Here is a 14,587-nt window from a genome sequence, read left to right as displayed (position 1 = left end):
TCCAATAAAAATTCTCATTTGGCACCTCTATATAGTTGTTTGGCAGGAAGTTGATTTTCTGGTTTTGAGGAAAAATAAGTAGCGTGTTTAATGCAGATATCCTGCGATTTAGCTACCTTTGCCCCCTAATTTAGTTTTTCACTTAATTTTTTCATCCCGTCTAATGGAAGTAAGAAATTACGAGACGGTCTTTCTCCTGACGCCCGTTCTGAACGAAGGTCAGGTGCAAGAGACGATCGAGAAGTTCTCGCAGGTGCTTAAGGAAAATGGCGCCGACATTATCAACACTGAAAACTGGGGCCTCAAAAAGCTTGCTTACCCAATTCAGAAGAAATCAACCGGGTATTATCACTTGGTAGAGTTCTCTGGCGCGGGTAACATAGTGGACCAGCTGGAGCTAGCATTTCGCCGCGATGAGCGTGTGATTCGTTTTTTGACTACGGTGCTGGACAAGCATGCAGTAGCTTATAACGAGCGCCGCCGCAACGGAGAAATGAATCAGCAGAAAGCCCAGAAACAATCGGAAGCAGTTGCCCAATAACAAGAAGATGAGCCTCGCCAACGAAAAGATCCACAAGCAGGATACCCGCAAAAAGTACTGCCGCTTCAAGAAGAACGGTATTAAGTACGTAGACTACAAAGACCCGAACTTCCTTCTGAAGTTTGTAAATGAGCAGGGCCGCGTGCTGCCCCGGCGCATTACGGGCACTAGCCTGAAATTCCAGCGCAAAGTGGCTCAGGCCGTGGCTAAAGCCCGTCACCTGGCTCTTATGCCCTACGTAACCGACTCTTTGAAATAGACAGTTGTTGAAAGTTAAATTGTTGGTTGTCAAATGGTTATTCTTCACAATCAGTAACAATCAGCAATCAACTATTTAGCAATCAGCCATTTAGAAATCATGGAAGTAATTCTGAAAGACGACGTAAAGAATCTGGGCTACAAGAACGACATCGTGACGGTAAAGCCTGGATATGGTCGCAACTTCCTGCTCCCGCAGGGTTTGGCTATTCTAGCCGACAAGACTAACAAGAAGATTGTAGCTGAAAACGTACGCCAAGCGGCGCACAAGGCTGAAAAGATTAAGACTGAAGCTCAGGGCATCGCCAACCAGATTGGTGACGTTGCTTTTGACATTCGCGCCAAAGTAGGCGAGAGCGGTAAGATCTTCGGCCGGGTGACTACGCTTCAGCTTGCTGAGGCGTTGAAAGCCAAGGGCATCGACGTAGACCGCAAGCGTATTTCTTTTGATCAGGAGCCAACTTCTGTTGGCGAGTACACTGCTACTATCAACCTGCACAAAGAAGTAAAGCATCAGGTTCGTTTCAATGTTGTAGCTGAGTAAGCTGCTTCGCTTAAATAAAAAAGCCCCCAGCGCGATGCTGGGGGCTTTTTTATTAATCATCCTTACTCATTTGATCAAGGACAGTAACTTTGAAAATGCCATGTCTATTGGCTGAATGGAAGGCTAGCATTACAGGAGGTGAAAACCGCTGTTTTGGCTAAAAGAGGAGAGTTGAGTAGGTTGCTTACCCATTGACCCATTTCTGGTCATTTATTATTCTGATGTTTCGTACTGAAATACCGCTAACGCCTCACCCTACCCCTTATCGCTCGCGGCCCGCGTGCTGACCATAGGCTCCTGCTTTTCAGATGTACTGGGTAATCGCCTGAGCAACTATAAAGTACGATCTCTTGCTAATCCGTTTGGGACCGTTTTTAATCCCTTGTCGGCCTGCAAACTGCTACGGGCAGCAGCCGGAGAGGAGACGGATTGGCAACAGCACTTAGTGCCGGCTCGGGGACGCTGGCAGAGCTATGATTTGCATGCTACGGTAGGGTCCGACTCGCCCGTGGAGCTACTACAGCACATTCAGGAGCTTATGCAGCGTACTGGCCAGTTTCTCGAAACGGCTGATGTAGTTGTTTTGACTCTGGGAACGGCTTACGCGTATCGATTGCGTGAAACGCAGGAAATAGTAAGCAATTGTCATAAGGTGCCTGCTGACCAGTTTGAGAAAGAGCTTCTCACTCCCGACGAAATTATTAATGCCATAGCTGAGACTCATGCTTTGCTGCGGCGGCGCAATCCGAAGCTGCGCTTTGTGCTGACGGTGAGTCCTGTACGTCATATCAAGGATACGCTGCCACTGAACGCGGTCAGCAAATCGATACTGCGGGTGGCTTGTCATTACCTCAGCGAGCTGTTGCCTGATGTGACGTATTTCCCGGCGTATGAGCTGCTAATGGATGATTTGCGGGATTATCGGTTCTATGCCGCTGATATGATTCATCCGACGGCAGTGGCGGAAGAATACGTCTGGGAGCGTTTCTCGCGCGAATATTTCGACAGCAATTTTGGACGCTTTCTAAAAGAGTGGGATGCTGTGCGCCAGGCAATGGCTCACCGTCCGCTGTACCCAGCTTCTCCCGAGCACCGACAGTTTCTGGAAGCTACGCTTACTCGTCTGCAACGGCTTGGCAACCAAGTGGATGTGCGGCCAGAAATTCGAGAGGTGCAGAAACAGCTTCACTCGCTGCCAGCACCCATTAAGCCCCACCCAATTGCGGTACCTGAAGTTGATGAAGAAGAGCGTATTGATATAGGAGAGGCTGAAAATGCCCCCAGCGTATAATAACTCCTGCTGCGGTTGCTTCTTTACCTGCGCCCTACATTCCTCCTGCCTTGGATGAAGCAGTGAGTGACGAAGAAACACCTGAGGTGACAGAAGCCGCCCCATTCAAGAAGAAACGTCGGTCGCGGGGTGGAGCTAAGCGCAGTGGCCGCAAGAAGGCCGCACAGTTGGCCGCGTCGTTAGCCAATTCAACAGATGACGAACTTCCGACTGCTGATGATTCTTCCCAGCAACCAGAAATAGTAGAAGCGGCGGTAGAGATGCCCCCCAGCTTACCAGTCGAGACGGCTGACTACACAGACTCAACTGTTGAGGCTTCTGCTCAGTCCGCTGTAGTGGAAGAACAGGCTACTTCTGAGGTAGCAGAATCCGGAACAGCGCCGGTCACTTCCACACCTGCATCGGCGCGGCCTAAGCGACGTACAGCGGCGCAGATAAAAGCAGCCAAAACTTCCCGCAAACCTACTAAAGCAGCTGCGGCGAAGTCTGAAAGCAAGCCACGCGCTGCTCGTCCGGCCCGACGTAAGCCAGCCAGCGAGCCGCCGACACCAACTCCTGAGCAACTTTCCCTTACGTTGGTCGCGCCTAGCTCGCCAGCCTTGGACGCTCCCATAGCGCCTGCACAGGAAATGCCCCCACGGCGGAAACAAAGCCTGCTAAAACGACCCCAAGCGCCGGGCAAGGCCTCCGCGCAAAAAGCCGGCACCCTCGGCCGACCAACCTACTTCTGAAACGTAAAATGAAACCCGGTCTTTTTAGCCGGGTTTCTTCGTTAACAAGCATCATATCTATTTTATCCTATGTCTAGCCCTCAAATGCCCGCTTATACCAACTTTCTTAGCCGCGAAACCAGCCCCTACCTACTCCAGCACGCGCACAATCCGGTAAACTGGTACCCGTGGGGTGAGGAGGCGCTGCAAAAGGCCAGAGCCGAGCAAAAGCCGATACTGGTAAGCATTGGATACGCCGCCTGTCACTGGTGCCACGTGATGGAGCGTGAGTCGTTTGAAAATGAGCCCATTGCGCAGATAATGAACGAGTATTTCGTGTGCATCAAAGTAGACCGGGAAGAGCGCCCCGACGTGGATCAGGTGTATATGGATGCCGTACACGCGATGGGCGTACAAGGCGGCTGGCCGCTCAATGTATTTTTAAACCCCGATGCGAAGCCTTTCTATGGCGGCACCTACTTCCCACCGCGCAACTGGACCCAGCTGCTCACCAGCATCGGCCAAGCATATCAGGGGGAGCACCGGGCTGAACTGGATGAATCGGCAGAGCAGTTTGCCAATATTCTGCAAACCAGCGACTTGGCTAAATACAGTTTAGGGCCAGCCGCCGCTACGGTGTCGGACAAACAATTTGAGTTGCTACTGGATAATCTGGGGGGCAAATTTGACCGGGAACGGGGTGGCCTGAACCGGGCGCCCAAGTTTCCAATGCCCAGCGTCTGGCGCTTTCTGCTGCGTGCCCACCATCTGACAGGCAACCAGGACCTCTTCGACCAGATTAACCGAACCCTCCGTGAAATGGCCTGGGGGGGCATTTATGATCAGGCAGGCGGTGGTTTTGCCCGCTACTCGGTTGATGAGGAGTGGCTTGCGCCTCACTTTGAGAAGATGCTCTATGATAACGGGCAACTCGTCAGTCTGTATGTTGAAGCGTATCAAGCGACGAAGGACGAGTTGTACAAGAAAGTGGTGTATGATACAGTTGAGTTCGTACGCCGGGAGCTGACAAGTCCGGAAGGCGGGTTCTATTCCTCGCTGGATGCCGATAGTGAAGGTGTAGAAGGAAAGTTTTACGTCTTCACCAAGAATGAATTACGCGATATTCTGGGTGATGAAGAGCTGATGTTCTCAGCCTACTACAACTGCACGGCTGCCGGCAACTGGGAGCACGGGCAGAACATCCTGCACCGCCGCCAGTCGAACGAGGACTTCGCACTGGCCCACGAAATTGCCCCCAGGTGCTTGCGGAGCTGGTGGAGGGCTGGAAGAAAAAGATCATGGCGGCTCGTGCCAAGCGCGTGCGGCCCGCTACCGACGACAAGATTCTGACGGGCTGGAATGCTCTCATGCTCAACGGCCTCATCAACGCATACCGCGCTTTCGGTGATAAATCGTTTCTGGAATTAGCCCTGCGCAACGCACAATTTATTCAAACAAACCTGCGCAATGGTTCGGGTTTGTGGCGCAATTACAAAGCGGGCCGGGCCACAATTGCCGGATTCCTGGAAGATTATGCCTTGGTCATTCAGGCATATATGAATCTGTACGAAGCCACTTTTGACAGCCAATGGCTGCGTGAGGCCGCGGCACTTACTGATTATGTACAGGAAAACTTCTTCGATCCAGCAGAGAATCTTTTCTTCTATACTGATGCCAATGGCGAGGCCTTAATTGCCCGCAAAAAGGAGCTATTTGACAATGTCATTCCTGCCTCCAACTCGCTCATGGCGCACAACCTGCACCGGCTGGGCCTGCACTTAGAAAAAGCACCCCAGAGCGAACTGGCCGCTATCATGTTGGCGCAAGTGCAGGAGTTGATGATAAAAGAACCGCAGCACCTCACCAATTGGGCTAGCTTGTATGCGGCCTTCCTGCGGCCGACGGCCGAAATTGCGATTGTGGGACCTGAGGCAGAAGAGGCCCGAAAAGAACTGAGTCAGCACTTTTTGCCCAATGTGGTGTTAGCAGGTAGCCTCACTCCTACCGACGAGCTTCCCTTATTGCAGCAGCGCCCGGCGCTTGGTGGTCAAACCACGCTTTACGTGTGTTTCAATCGGGCTTGCCAACAGCCGGTTCATACTGTGGCTGAGGCATTAGCGCAGCTGTAGCAGTAATTGGCAGGGGATTTTTTGGGGCATTTAACCCTTATAACGGTTTAGTAAATAGGGTGTGTATACTGCCGCATTCCTAAGAATAGCAGAGAGCAAGCGCAGGTCCGCGCCGCATCTCCTGTTATCTTTACCTTCCGACCTTGCCTATTCTTTCCGTTGAGCCTCACTTTTGATTTTGTTTCGCCGGAGCCGGCGGCTACCGACCGCGTCACGCTGTTTGCCGACGTAATCCTGCCCTTGCCCCTGCCCAAGCTGTACACCTACCGCGTGCCCTACGAGATGAACGACGAGGTCGTGATCGGGGGACGGGTAATTGTGCAGTTTGGAGCCAAAAAAACGCTTAGCTGCATCGTAGCGGCTGTACACGAAACTCCACCAGCCCAGTATCAGGCCAAGTACATTCTCGAATTCATCGACGACGCGCCCGTCGTGACGCAGCCACAGTTGAAGCTATTTCGCTGGATGGCTGACTATTATATGTGTACGCTGGGCGAGGTTATCAACGCGGCCTTGCCCTCGGCGCTGAAGCTTAGCTCCGAGTCGCGCATTCAGCTGCACCCCGCTTTTATAGCCGAGGGTAGCCCCTACCCTATCTCGGAGCAGGAGCAGCAGATTCTGACGGCGCTGAGCACTGAGGATGGTAAGTCGATGACGTTTACCGAAGTTGGGGAGCTGCTTGGCAACAGCAACTTTCATAAGGTAATTAAGTCCTTGATGCAGAAGGATATCATCTTTCTGTTTGAGCATCTGGCCGATAAGTATTCGCCCAAAGTGGTGAAGAAAGTGCGGCTGGCCCATCATTTTATTGAGGAAAGTGCGCTGGAAACGCTGTTTGGCCAACTAGCTGGCCGGCCCAAGCAGCTTGATGTGCTGATGCGCTATTTGCAGCGTGTGCCGGTGTATCAGAATATCCACGCCAATCATCGGGGCTTAGAGAAAAGCGCCCTGACCAGTAGCCCGCACCTCTCGCCGTCGGCGGTGAATACGCTCATCAAAAACGGCGTGCTGGAGCAGTTCGACGTGATCGTGTCGCGCTTCCCGCTTGATGATGAGCCCGAAGCCAAGCTGCACTTTACGCTGAGCGAAGCCCAAACCACTGCCCGCGACGAAGTATTAACCCAGTTCAGTCAGCGCGACATTGTGCTTTTGCACGGCGTGACGGGCGCGGGCAAGACCGAAATCTACATCGACCTTATCCGTAATGCCTTGGATGGTGGTGGACAGGTGCTGTACCTGCTGCCCGAAATTGCCCTTACCGCCCAGATCGTGACTCGGCTGATGCGGGTATTTGGAACGCGTTTGGGCGTATATCACTCCAAATTCTCGGATAACGAGCGGGTGGAAGTGTGGAACGGGGTGCTCTCAGGCCGGTTTCAGGTGGTGGTGGGTGTGCGCTCGGCGGTGTTTCTGCCGTTTGATAACCTCGCGCTGATTATCGTGGATGAGGAGCACGAGTCGAGCTACAAGCAGTACGAGCCAGCACCGCGCTACAACGCCCGCGAGGTGGCGCTGATGATGGCCAACTTCCAGGGAGCAAAAACGCTGCTCGGCTCGGCTACACCGGCTGTCGAAACCTATTACCAGACTAGGGCTGGACGTTGGGGCTTAGTACAGCTTACCAAGCGCTTTGGCGAAGCTGGCCTGCCTGAAATCGAGCTGGTGGATACGCGCAAGCAGCGCGAGGCGAAGAAGATGCACAATCACTTCACGCCCGAGCTGCTGAGTGAGATTGAGCGCAAGCTGGGCTTGAAGGAGCAGGTAATTCTGTTTCAAAACCGCCGCGGCTACTCCCCTTTTATCAATTGCCTCGACTGCGGCTGGATTCCGAAGTGTAAGAACTGCGCCGTGAGCCTAAGCTACCACAAGCACAGCCACGAGCTACGCTGCCACTACTGCGGCTACAACGACCGTATGCCCGTGGAATGTCCCGCCTGCGGTTCTCGCGCTCTGAAAACAGTCGGTTTTGGCACCGAGAAGATTGAGGACGACCTCAAAATCATGCTGCCCGCCGCCAACGTGCAGCGCATGGACCTAGACACGACCCGCGCCAAAAACTCATACCAGCAAATCATTGCTGACTTCGAGAATCAGGTGACGAACGTGTTGGTGGGTACGCAAATGGTGACCAAGGGCCTAGATTTCGCCAATGTGAGCCTCGTGGGCATTATCAATGCCGACAGCATCATTCACTACCCCGATTTTCGGGCGCACGAGCGGGCCTTCCAGATGTTTGTGCAGGTAAGCGGCCGCGCCGGGCGTAAAGGCAAAAAAGGCAAAGTCATCATCCAGACCGCCGACCCGACTCAGGTTATCTTCGATAAGGTGATCCGCAATGACTACCTCGAATTCTATGAGTACGAAATAGGGCAGCGCCGCGAGTACGGTTTTCCGCCCTTCATGCGCGTAATCCGGCTTACGGTGAAGCACGTAGATCAGCTGCTGGCTGAGCAGGCCGCTATTTTGCTTACGCAGGAGCTGGTGGAAAGGCTGGGGCGCGAAGCTGTTTTGGGGCCGGAAGCGCCGTATATCTTCCGCATCCGCAACTTCTACCTTCAGGAAATTACGGTTAAGATTGACCGGGAGCATACGGTGCTCAAGCAGGCCAAGGCCGAAGTGCTGGCGGCTATAAACGTGGTGAAGGACCAGAAGGAGTTCAAGCAGGCCCGTATCGTTGCTGATGTAGACCCGATGTAATTCTGATTCAATTCAAGCACAAAAAAGCCCCCCAGTGTAATACTGGGGGGCTTTTTTGTGGAATATTATTCTTATAACTCATCCAGCAAATAGAGAACAATAAGAACTATACCTACAAGAACGAGAATGGTAGATATTATACCGAATATCGTTCCGATTGGCCCACCAACGAAACCTAATAAGCCTACCAAGAGACCAACAATGACTAGGATGATACCTTGACGCAGTTTGCCTCCAAGTCTTTCAGCTTCTGCTGTTTCAGTGCGCTGTTTTATCTGCATTTTGCTTGACAGCTTATCGGCTTTCTTAGCGATTTTTTGCACTAACGCCTTCTGCATCAAGTTCAGCTTAGGAGCCGTCACGGCAGACTTTGCTGGCGTAGCAACTACTGCGGTAGCAGCTTGAGCAGGAGCTTCAGTTACGGCTACAGAGGCCGTGGGAGCCTCAACCGGCCGAGCAATAGCTACTTCTTCTGAAACTGCTACAGGAGCCTCGGCAACGGGAGCAACTTCGGTTACGGCAGTTTCCTTGGTGGCCGGAGCTACCGTTACGGCGCGCTGTGCAGTGCCATGATACGATGTTGTTTTGGGCAGCATAGCGTATTCGGCGCGATTACAGCTACTCAAAGCGGCAGTTACGGCTACAACGAGTGTCAGCTTGTGCCAGAGTCCGGACAGGTGTTTCATGGGGCGTAAAATGTGGTTAAAAGAAACAAAAACGATGTTTTGTACGGGCCAAAGGTAGAAAGGGGTGGATAAAATCGTCGTTTTGAATATATTTTTTCTGAATTAGCCGACGTTATATAAAGCGCTTCCGCTTGTGGCGGAGTGCCAAAGTGCGGTCAGATTTATTTTCCGAACGCTTCGGGCCTCTCGGCTGTTTAGCTCATCTGTAGCATCCCTGTTTGTTTCTATGCATATCGTTTCGCTGATTTTTTCGTGGATTGTATTGCCAGCCGCGCTGCTTATCCAGACCACTTCCTGCACGCAGCCCCCCACCGAAAGCCGTTTCCCGCTCGAAACGGAGCAGCGCCTGAGTGCCTCGCGCGATACCAGCGGTTACCAAATTAAGCCCCCATCGACCCCAATGGCATCGGCAAGTACTATATGGGCCGCCAGATTGCCCACGTAATGGGTCATGAGGGCGCGGGCTGGCTGGAGCGCGATGATCGGCAGCAGGAGGAAGGCACCGATATTCTGCTGCGCGAGCTCAAGCTGAAGCCCACTGACGTGGTGGCCGATATTGGCGCGGGCACCGGGTACTTCGCCTTTCAGATGAGCCAGCTGGTGCCGCAAGGCAAAGTACTTGCGGTTGATATTCAGCCGGAGATGATTGCTTATTTGAAAGAGAACAAGGCTCGCAACAAAGTATCCAACGTTGAGCCCATTCTAAGCACCAAGCAAAACCCCAATTTGCCCCCCAACAGTGTCGATCTGGTACTCATCGTGGATGCCTACCACGAGTTTGACTACCCACGCGAAATGATGACCGCTATCCGCAAAAGCCTCACGCCTACGGGGCGGCTGGCGTTGGTGGAGTACCGTGCCGAGGACGTAAATGTGCCCATTAAGCGTATCCACAAGATGAGCATAGAGCAGGCCCGCAAGGAAATGGCTGCCGTGGGGCTCGAGTTTATTGAAAGCGTGGAAAGCCTGCCGCAACAGCATTTGATGTTTTTCCAACGGGCGGATTAAGCACATTGATTTGCAAGAATCATCTATCATACAGAGCGCAGCGAAGCATCTCGCGTGCTGATGCTTGATTAGTACTCTCGCTAAACACGCGAGATGCTTCGCTACCGCTCTGCATGACGTTCTTACCGTAATGGGCGGCTGACTTTTGCGCGCCAGCCGCCGACGGCCTGCTTACCTTTGCAGCCATGTCCGCCTTCTCCGATCCTCGTCAGCTTTCCATTCAGGATTTCACCTACGAATTGCCCCCCAGCCGCATTGCGCCGGAGCCCTTGCCCAACCGCGACCAGTCGCGCCTGCTGGTGTACCGTGGGGGGCAAATCTCCGATCAACGCTTCCACAATCTACCTTCCGAATTGCCCCCGGCGCTCTGCTGGTCTTCAACGACACGAAGGTGGTGCGGGCGCGGCTGTTTTGCCAGAAGCCCACGGGTGGCGTAGTGGAGCTGTTTTGTCTGGAACCCGTAGCGCCTCACCGGGCCGTGGAGCCAGCCATGCAGCAAACCGGCAGCTGCATTTGGAAATGCTTGGTAGGCAATGGCAAGCGCTGGAAAACAGGGTCCGTTCAGCTGGTTTTTAGCGTTGATGAAAAACCAGCAATGCTTACAGCGGAACGCGTAGAGGCTGCCGAAGGCTATTCGCTTATTCAGTTCAGCTGGGAACCGGCCGCGCTGCCTTTTGCGGAAGTATTGCGCTACGCCGGGCATCTGCCGCTGCCGCCCTACCTCAACCGTGAGGATACCGACGTGGATGCGGTGCGCTATCAAACCGTGTACGCGGCAAATGAGGGCGCCGTAGCGGCTCCCACGGCCGGCCTGCACTTCTCCGACGCCGTCCTGACCGACTTAACCGCCCACGGCTTCCAAACGGCTCGCGTGACGCTGCACGTGGGTGCAGGCACTTTTCAACCGGTGAAGGCCGAAATGATGGCCGGTCACGCCATGCACGGCGAGCATTTTGTGGTGGACGCGGCCGTGCTCCGGCAATTGCTGGCGCATGCGCCCTTACCCATCATTGCAGTGGGTACCACCAGTCTGCGCACCCTGGAAAGTATGTACTGGCTGGGCGCCAAGCTAGCCAACCAACCGACCGACGTGCCAGCTACCGAGCTGCACGTTGGACAGTGGCAGCCTTACGAGGAAGCAACCGCTGTTTCTTTCACGCAGGCCTTACAAGCGCTGCTTCAGCACCTGGAAAGCACGGGCAGCTCCTTTCTGCGCGCTACCACCCAGTTGCTTATTGCGCCCGGCTACCAGTTTCGGGTAGCAAATGGCTTGGTAACCAACTTCCACCAACCGGAAAGCACTCTTTTGCTGCTTGTAGCGGCACTTATCGGCCCCGATTGGCGGTGCGTTTACGACCATGCTTTAGCGCACGATTATCGGTTTTTGAGCTACGGCGACAGCTCGTTGCTGCTGCCAACTGAGCCCAAGTTGTAGCTCAACTGTAAGAAAGAAGGAAATAAGACGTACTTATTTGCGGGCCTGCCGTATAAGGCCCCGTAAGACACATTTGTCTTCTCCCTTACTTATCAAACTCGTTATGAAAAAGGCTCTTTTGCTGTTCTTCGCAACAGCTTTTTCTTCCGCTGCCTTCGCGCAGACTACTACCACTACTACTGGCAACGAAGCTACCGGCAACACCACCAAAACGGAAGTTGACGTGCGTGACAATGGTACTGTAAAGTCAGAAACTACCACCCGCACCGGCCGCACTGAAGTTGGCCAGAAGCGTTACAACACTACCCAAGACGTAAAGCGTGCTGGTAAGAAAACTGGCAAAGCCGTAGAAAAAGGCGCCAAGAAAACCGGTAAAGCCGTGAAGAAAGGTGCTAACAAAGTCGGCAACAAAGTTGAAGACGTTGTCGATTAGTATTTTTTAGTTTTTGTGCATTAAAAAAGCCCCCAGAACTTCTGGGGGCTTTTTTAATGCACTTATTAGGAGCACGGAGCCTACTGTCCGACAAAGAACAGCGCATTGCCAAACAGCAGCTTGCCCCCCTGCCAGAACCCGCGAAACAGCGGATTATCAGCCAGATACACTACCTGGCCACGGCCCATGCCTTGTGTACCGAGCACAAACGTATCGGTGAGCTTCTGGCGGGCCCGACGGCCGGTGAAGCCTGCGGCAGAGCCTTCCTTTTTGAGAATACCCACGTTCCAGCCACCGTCGCCCAGAAAGCGGTAATTGAGCGTATCGCGCACCAAAGCGTAGTAAGTAGAGCCGTAGCCGAAGGCCAGGGGGTGCGTATTGTCGAGCTGCACCCGGTAAACGCTGCCCTGCACACGCTCCTCAATCTGACGCCGCTCGGAATCGGCGTAACGGCGCAGCGGCGCGTAAGGACTGGCTTTTTTGGCGGCAGCGGTATCGGCTGGCTTCGTTTTCAGCAGGAAATCCTTGCGATTGGCGAGGTAAGCGGCGGCACCTTCCATCGCAATCAGCTTACCACCGGCCCGCACCCAGGTCTTCAGATTTTCCAGGCTTTTTTCGGGGTAGATATCGGCATAGTTGCCATCGGGCAGAATGAGCACGTCGAATTTTTGCAGCGGAATGCTATTCAGGTAGTCCGTGCCTATTACGGTAACAGGGTAGCCGATTTGCTGCTCAAAGAAGTGCCATATCTCGCCAAACGCGGTCGGCGAAATGCCTTCACCGGCCACCAGGCCCACCGTAGGCTGTTTCACATAACGAACCGAGCTAGACCCAAAATCGGCGCCCGTAGTGGAGAAGCCCGAGCGCACGGCCTGCACCATCACCCCCATCGAGTCGGCCTGGGCGCGTACAATCTGGTCGAAGCGAGGGCCCATGTTTTCGTTGCCGGTGCGGGTAATAACCAGCGTACCGGCCTGATACTTTTGTCCTTCCGCTTCAAATGGCAGCTCCGCTACCCGCACTTTCACCTTTTTCTGCAAGAGTTGACTCAGAAAGCGCAAGTCCTGAATATTGGTCCAGCGGGCCACATAGGCATACGGAGTACCAGTAGCGGGCGCGTTACGAATTGGTGCTGAAGGTGCTCTGGCAGTTGCTGCATCGCTACCTTTCAACTGTTCTTTCAGCGCATATGCCTTCAAGCCATAGGCATACGGCAAAGCCCAGGCGGTAATGTCGTAGGTCAGTGAATCTTCCAGCGCGGGGCGCGGCTCAAACAGCACCTTCACCAGCGTCGACTTAGGCTGATACATGCTCACCACAAGGTCGCGGGGCTGTATTTCCACCGATTCATTTTTGCCAGTGGTGTAGTTGAAGCCCTTCGTGCGCATTTTACGCGGCGCATAGCCATAGCTGATCTGCTGCCGATCGAGGTATTTGCGAAGGCTTTCCAGTTGGCCAGGGTCGTTGGAGGCGGCCAGCACGTACGTTTTGTAGTCACCGCCGGGCTTGGTGCGAGCGGTGGTATAATACTTCTCAAACTCCCGTACCAGCGGGTCGTGGCGCTCGGCCGTGGCTTGAATAGTGGCCATGCTCGCGGCGTGGTGGTGGGCAATCCGCTGGCTGAGCGTGAGCGTGTCGCCATCAGATTTCAGAATCTGAACCCCGGCCCGGCCCGATCCACCTTGCTCATAGGTCATCCCGATGGCGCCGTTGAACGAAGGATACGTGTCGCCGTAGCTGGGATAGAACAGGTCGTAGGTTTCGCGGGTGAAGTACAACCAGTTGTTCTGGTCGAACACCTTACGGTTGTACTCGCCAATCGTGTTCTGGAATTCCCGCTGAAAAGGCGTTATATCCGCGTGAAAAGGCTTGGCCGCGGGCGAGAAATAATACGGGTTATCTACGCCCATCTCATGAAAGTCGGCGTGTACCTGGGGCAACCACTGGCTATACAGTGCCACGCGCTGCTGGCTTTCCTGCTGCGTTTGCCAGGCCCAGTCGCGGTTCAAATCGAAGTAATAATGGTTAAAACGCCCCCCAGGCCAAGGTTCGTGGTGTTCCCAGGCGTAAGGTGAAGCGTTGGGTGTGCGGTTGCGCACGCGGTTGTACCACTGCGCATACCGCTCGCGGCCATCAGGGTTTACGCACGGGTCCAGCAGCACCACCGTATTCTGAAGCCACTGCTGGGTCTGTTGATTCTGAGGGTTGGCCAAGTCGTAAAGCACCTGCATCATGGCCTCCGACGATACCGCTTCGTTGCCGTGAATGTTGTAGCTCAACCACACGATGGCTGGTTCAGCGGCTTTAGCCGCACCGCTTTCCAGGCCGGCCCGACGCAGGTTGTTGCGGCGGATTTCTTCTAGCCGACTCAGGTTCTCGGGCGACGCGATTTGCACCACTTCCAGCGGCCGATTTTCGTAGGTGCGGCCGTAGGGCTGCAGGCGCATCCGGCCACCGGAGTTCTGCACTACATGGTCTACGTAGCGTAGCAGCTCTGAATGGGGCGTAAAATTGCCCCCCAGCGGATAGCCCAGGAATTGGGAAGGCGTAAGCAGAGTGCCAGCGTTGGAAGCTGGCGCGGTCGTTTGGGCCTGGGCCGCGGTCAGGCTCCAAAGCGGTAGCAGTAAAAGGAAAAACAGGGTTTGGAAAGAGCTGGCGGAGAGGTAAGTCTGCCAGGTAGTGGGTTTCTTCATGGATTAAAAATGACCAGCTAGTGCTGGAACAACAAAAAGGACAAATAACTCAGCGGACAGAGCAGCTCAGCGCAACTTTTAAAGCAAGGTACTATTCCGCTGGTAGCAGTGCGCGAATCTCTGTTACTTTCGTCGTATTCTTTCTGCCGACCATCCACTTTT

13 protein-coding genes and 1 pseudogene are annotated in these 14,587 nt (G+C 54.0%); 12 read left to right on the top strand and 2 right to left on the bottom strand.

The window, feature by feature from the left end; translation table 11 throughout:
• Nucleotides 1-163: 163 nt before the first annotated feature.
• The 8 genes from rpsF (at nucleotide 164) to priA (ending at nucleotide 8,170) form a co-directional block, all read left to right on the top strand.
• On the top strand, nucleotides 164-541 hold the full coding sequence (rpsF, locus tag H9L05_RS12190; RefSeq protein WP_187731226.1) for a 30S ribosomal protein S6: 378 nt from the start codon (nucleotides 164-166) through the stop codon (nucleotides 539-541).
• 7 nt (nucleotides 542-548) lie between these two features.
• The gene (gene rpsR / locus H9L05_RS12185; RefSeq protein ID WP_086593116.1) at nucleotides 549-800 is read left to right on the top strand and encodes a 30S ribosomal protein S18; all 252 of its coding nucleotides are present in this window, start codon (nucleotides 549-551) and stop codon (nucleotides 798-800) included.
• 99 nt (nucleotides 801-899) lie between these two features.
• Nucleotides 900-1,343: a 50S ribosomal protein L9 gene (gene rplI, locus H9L05_RS12180; protein WP_187731225.1), complete on the top strand. Its 444-nt coding sequence runs from the start codon at nucleotides 900-902 to the stop codon at nucleotides 1,341-1,343.
• A gap of 280 nt (nucleotides 1,344-1,623) precedes the next feature.
• Nucleotides 1,624-2,634 carry a GSCFA domain-containing protein gene (locus H9L05_RS12175; RefSeq protein ID WP_223284393.1) on the top strand — a complete coding sequence of 337 codons (1,011 nt, stop codon included), beginning with the start codon at nucleotides 1,624-1,626 and terminating at the stop codon, nucleotides 2,632-2,634.
• Between the two features lie 62 nt (nucleotides 2,635-2,696).
• Nucleotides 2,697-3,365, top strand: coding sequence for a hypothetical protein (locus tag H9L05_RS12170; protein WP_187731224.1), 669 nt, complete (start codon nucleotides 2,697-2,699; stop codon nucleotides 3,363-3,365).
• A 69-nt stretch (nucleotides 3,366-3,434) separates the two neighbouring features.
• The gene (locus H9L05_RS26120; RefSeq protein WP_317174939.1) at nucleotides 3,435-4,694 is read left to right on the top strand and encodes a thioredoxin domain-containing protein; all 1,260 of its coding nucleotides are present in this window, start codon (nucleotides 3,435-3,437) and stop codon (nucleotides 4,692-4,694) included.
• The gene (locus H9L05_RS26115; RefSeq protein ID WP_317174938.1) at nucleotides 4,643-5,473 is read left to right on the top strand and encodes a thioredoxin domain-containing protein; all 831 of its coding nucleotides are present in this window, start codon (nucleotides 4,643-4,645) and stop codon (nucleotides 5,471-5,473) included. The genes H9L05_RS26120 and H9L05_RS26115 overlap by 52 nt, the downstream gene beginning before the upstream one ends.
• A gap of 159 nt (nucleotides 5,474-5,632) precedes the next feature.
• On the top strand, nucleotides 5,633-8,170 hold the full coding sequence (priA, locus tag H9L05_RS12160) for a replication restart helicase PriA (protein WP_187731223.1): 2,538 nt from the start codon (nucleotides 5,633-5,635) through the stop codon (nucleotides 8,168-8,170).
• Nucleotides 8,171-8,241: 71 nt separating this feature from the next.
• Here the strand turns inward: priA and H9L05_RS12155 are convergent, their stop codons facing one another.
• Nucleotides 8,242-8,766: a hypothetical protein gene (locus H9L05_RS12155; protein ID WP_187731222.1), complete on the bottom strand. Its 525-nt coding sequence runs from the start codon at nucleotides 8,764-8,766 to the stop codon at nucleotides 8,242-8,244.
• A 316-nt stretch (nucleotides 8,767-9,082) separates the two neighbouring features.
• Between H9L05_RS12155 and H9L05_RS12150 the strand changes: the two genes are divergently transcribed.
• The 4 genes and pseudogenes from H9L05_RS12150 (at nucleotide 9,083) to H9L05_RS12135 (ending at nucleotide 11,732) form a co-directional block, all read left to right on the top strand.
• The gene (locus tag H9L05_RS12150) at nucleotides 9,083-9,301 is read left to right on the top strand and encodes a hypothetical protein (protein WP_187731221.1); all 219 of its coding nucleotides are present in this window, start codon (nucleotides 9,083-9,085) and stop codon (nucleotides 9,299-9,301) included.
• Entirely contained in the window at nucleotides 9,277-9,864 is a 588-nt protein-coding gene (locus H9L05_RS12145; RefSeq protein ID WP_187731220.1) for a class I SAM-dependent methyltransferase, read from the top strand. Before H9L05_RS12150 ends, H9L05_RS12145 begins: the two co-directional genes overlap by 25 nt.
• A 185-nt stretch (nucleotides 9,865-10,049) precedes the next feature.
• Nucleotides 10,050-11,299 (top strand): annotated as a pseudogene (locus H9L05_RS12140) (S-adenosylmethionine:tRNA ribosyltransferase-isomerase).
• A 103-nt stretch (nucleotides 11,300-11,402) separates the two neighbouring features.
• Nucleotides 11,403-11,732 carry a hypothetical protein gene (locus tag H9L05_RS12135; RefSeq protein WP_187731219.1) on the top strand — a complete coding sequence of 110 codons (330 nt, stop codon included), beginning with the start codon at nucleotides 11,403-11,405 and terminating at the stop codon, nucleotides 11,730-11,732.
• 80 nt (nucleotides 11,733-11,812) lie between these two features.
• On the opposite strand, the gene H9L05_RS12130 is transcribed toward H9L05_RS12135, so the two are convergent.
• Nucleotides 11,813-14,425 carry a M14 family metallopeptidase gene (locus H9L05_RS12130; protein ID WP_187731218.1) on the bottom strand — a complete coding sequence of 871 codons (2,613 nt, stop codon included), beginning with the start codon at nucleotides 14,423-14,425 and terminating at the stop codon, nucleotides 11,813-11,815.
• Nucleotides 14,426-14,587: the final 162 nt, after the last annotated feature.

The sequence above is a fragment of the Hymenobacter qilianensis genome, from assembly GCF_014489555.1.
In the GTDB taxonomy this organism is placed as follows: domain Bacteria; phylum Bacteroidota; class Bacteroidia; order Cytophagales; family Hymenobacteraceae; genus Hymenobacter; species Hymenobacter qilianensis.
The sequence above is the reverse complement of the archived record's forward strand: the minus strand, read 5'-3'. Positions and strand labels throughout refer to the sequence as shown.